The organism is Candidatus Kuenenia sp. (assembly GCF_039794105.1).
In the GTDB taxonomy this organism is placed as follows: Bacteria; Planctomycetota; Brocadiia; order Brocadiales; family Brocadiaceae; genus Kuenenia.
Genome location: NZ_JBDIWA010000069.1, coordinates 1 through 3,320, shown reverse-complemented (window position 1 = coordinate 3,320; position 3,320 = coordinate 1). Strand labels below are relative to the sequence as shown.

3 protein-coding genes are annotated in these 3,320 nt (G+C 41.5%); all 3 read right to left on the bottom strand.

Features of this window, described 5'->3' with window-relative positions; translation table 11 throughout:
* Positions 1 to 830, bottom strand: an 830-nt coding sequence (locus ABJL82_RS16450) for an ABC transporter permease (protein ID WP_347275796.1), incomplete at its 3' end; no start/stop codon positions are given.
* 358 nt (positions 831 to 1,188) lie between these two features.
* The gene (locus ABJL82_RS16445) at positions 1,189 to 2,436 is read right to left on the bottom strand and encodes a M48 family metallopeptidase (RefSeq protein ID WP_347275795.1); all 1,248 of its coding nucleotides are present in this window, start codon (positions 2,434 to 2,436) and stop codon (positions 1,189 to 1,191) included.
* Between the two features lie 6 nt (positions 2,437 to 2,442).
* Positions 2,443 to 3,320 (bottom strand): nicotinamide-nucleotide amidohydrolase family protein (locus ABJL82_RS16440; protein ID WP_347275794.1); only part of this gene is annotated, 878 nt, incomplete at its 5' end.

The following is a 3,320-nucleotide window of genomic DNA, read 5'->3' as shown; positions in this document are numbered from 1 at the left end:
ATCTCTTTTCTCCGGTCCGACAATCCGAAACCTGACGCTACAAGAATTGCAGGTATGCCCAGGGCAAAGGCGACAACATATAATGCGGTAAAAATCCCTTCTTTCAGCAAAAATCCCTTTTTTACAAAGAGTTCAATAATATGTTTATCCTGCAATCGGTAAGGTTCGTTCATTAATAGTGTATACAAATCAGTGGCTATCTCCGCATTGTGCCCGGGGATGCTGTATATTTGTATGTCCGTGGCGACGTCAGTCCTTCCGAACAATTCCCCTGCATCTTTGAAAGACATAAAGAGCAGGGAAGATCCCCAAATGCCCGAGTCTGCGGAGAACATTCCGACGACAGTAAACACCTTTCGTTGCTGTCCGCGCATGCTGAACTGATCGCCAATGCGCAATTGAAAATGCCGGGCTAATTCGTTGCCTACAACTACTTCATCAGGGTTTTCAAACATCCTTCCGGAAATACACGACACGGAATCAGGGACGTCTTTTTCACTGATTCCAACGATTACCGCCAGTTTATTTTGAAAATAAGCCCTGCCGATAATGCGCGGCACTGCCTTTTTAACCCCGAAAATATGCCTGATTTCTTCCAGATATTTCAATGGAACAGAGGTGTTTCTGCCAAATTCATCAAATGTCAGGTAGAGATCGCCTCCTTCGTTAACCGAGACAAGGGATTGCGCACGTATTCCGTCAGAAATGGAAATTGCGGTAATAAACGGTGTTACAATTGCTATTATACACAGACAGACCACAACGGTCTTTGCCCTGTGCCGTAACAGGTTTTCACTTGCGAGCAGAAGTAAATTAATGTGTTTGTTCAAAACAAAAAAATACCCGGTTGTTTAATGCGTAATGGATAAGAATTGCTAATATCAGATTAAAGAAATTGTAACACTTTAGTTTTTTGAAAAATTCCAATAATCGCAGTGTAGAGGCGAAGCATTTGCCGTAAATTGTCATAAATGCGTTCAAACCAAAACGTGGCAAATGCTTCGCCCCTACTTAGGTGGTTTATTTTAATCCAATAATTTAGGCTTTGCAAGGGTGTTTCATAGAGAAAGAAAGAAGGCAGTCGGCAGTCTGCAATCTACAATCGGCAATCGGCAGTCGGCAATCTACAATCTGCAAATTGCTGATTGCTGATTGCTGATTGCTGATTGCTGACTGCCGACTGAGGCTTTATGGATTCTTTCGTCTGATCGATTGTATTCTTTCCAATACCGGTGGGTGGGAATAATGAAAAGCCGCGTAGAGTGGATGTGGATAGAGATTGGAAAGATTATCCTTTGAGAGCTTTACAAGCATGTTTATCATACTCTTATTGTCCTTTGTCATTTCATAAGAAAACGCATCCGCCTCATATTCGTGTTTCCGGGAAAAATAGTGGGAAAGGGGGCTGAAGGGGAATGCTGCTATAGAGCCTAAAAATCCAATGATAACAATCTTTGCAAAAAAGGTGCTTTCCTTCAATTGGAAGAGCTGTATCAGGCCTTCTTTCTGCATTATATTGAATGAAATAAACATCACGATAATTGCAATAATTTCAGAAACAATAAGGTGTTTTAGAAGATGCTTTTTCTTCCAGTGTCCTGCTTCATGTGCAAGTACCGCAATAATTTCGTCTTTTTCCATCTGCCCGATAAGCGTATCATAAAGGACGATCCTTTTTACTTTTCCAATGCCGGTAAAATAAGCGTTCGTGTGCTTCGTTCTCTTTGATGCGTCCATTTGGAAGACGCTCTTTACTTTAATGCCCACCTTTTGCATAAGTTCCCTTATCCCTTTTTGAAGCGATTCGTCTTCTACCGGAGTAAATGTGTTAAAGAGGGGCGCTATTACATACGGGAATATATACATCATGAGTATGCTGAATAATAAGAAAAAACACCATATCCAGAACCACCATAAACCGGGGCTAACCTGTACGATGAAAAATCCCGTTGCGATTATGAAAGAAACCATGATGGTTGTTATTAAAAGTGATTTCCACAGGTCTGTTATCCATAGTTTCATTGTTGTGGTTGTAAAGCCATATTTATTCTCAATTACAAACGTATGATACCATTTGAAAGGGATCATTATGACTGTATCTGCATAAAGCAGTATCAGGAAGAAGACTAATCCTGACACAATAAAGGGCATTTTCAAAGATGCAATCCATGAGTTGTAACTATCAAGCAAACCGCCAAATAGAAAGGCCAGCAGAATTGCGTTATGGAAGAGAGAACTTACAAAATTGAACTTTGTGTTTTCAATAACGTACCTTTGCGTCTTATTGAGTAATTCCTGGTCTATGTAGCCCTCGAAATCCGGAGGGATTTTGTTCCCATGTTTCTTTAAGTGGGAAAGATTAAGGTAATCAAGCCAGTACCCCGCAATTACCACAAAGATATATGCTGACAATACAATGATGAGATAGTTATTCATACCCGCTTAATCCACCTTATGGTTGTGTAAGAAATTCAGCACCATATAAAGCGCTGTGTTTGCGGAAAAATGTTTGTTGGAAATCCTTGCGCCATGAAATTGGCATTTTTTTACTTCGGTAAAATTATCACCCGTAATTGCAATGTAAACCAGCCCAACGGGTTTTTTGTCTGTACCTCCGCCAGGTCCTGCAATGCCGGTGATCCCAATGCCGATGGTTGCTTCAGAGATTCTTCTTACGCCCTTTGCCATTGCTTCCGCCACCTGAGGACTCACTGCCCCATGCGTTGCAATACATGCTTCCGGTACGTCTAAAATAGTTACCTTTGCTTTGTTGCTGTATGCGACGATTCCTTCCGGAAAATAATCGGATATGCCGGGGATATTGGTAAGTTTGTCAGAGATGAGACCTCCGGTGCAGGATTCTGCAACTGCGAGGGTTGCATTCTTTTGTTTTAAAAGCTCATACACGGCGTATTCGAGGCTTGTGTCGTCCGTTCCAAAAATCGCCTGCCCAAGTGTTTTCCTTAAGGCTGCCTCTGCGGCGTCCAGCTTCTGCAAGGCGTCTTCTTTGATAAGGGACGTAGTGAATGCATTGATAGTAACAATACCGTCATGAACCAACGTCATTATTTTTATTGAATCATTAATAACGCCGGATTCCCTGGTGAGTTTGTTTATTTCAAATTCAGGCATTCCAAATGTATGAATTTGTCTTGTTGCGATACATGTATCGTCCGTCAAATGCCGCGCTTTATATATTTTCAAATAGGAGTTAAGCATTTGTCGCATTTCTCCCGGAACGCCGGGGAGGCATACGATATCTGTTTCATTATATTTAATGGCAAAGCCGGTCGCAGTTCCGTGATCATTGGGAATGATAA